The 242-nt window shown below is 66.9% G+C and carries 1 protein-coding gene; it reads left to right on the forward strand.

Translation table 11 applies throughout. The features are described 5' to 3' along the window. Nucleotides 1-242 (forward strand): hypothetical protein (locus tag ACWXWW_RS18305; protein ID WP_455971467.1); only part of this gene is annotated, 242 nt, incomplete at both ends.

Genomic DNA, 242 nt, shown 5'->3' on the forward strand with positions numbered 1-242 from the left:
GGTGTACCGCTCGCAGGGCGTGTCGATCCACGACAAGCACATCGAGGTCATCGTGCGCCAGATGATGCGTCGCGTGTCGATCATCGACTCCGGTGCGACCGAGTTCCTCCCGGGCTCGCTCGTCGAGAAGGCCGAGTTCGCCGGCGAGAACCGCAACGTTCTCTCCTCCGGCGGCCAGACCGCCTCGGCGCGTCCGGTGCTCATGGGCATCACGAAGGCCTCGCTGGCCACCGATTCGTGGC

The sequence above is a fragment of the Microbacterium sp. KNMS genome, from assembly GCF_053851835.1.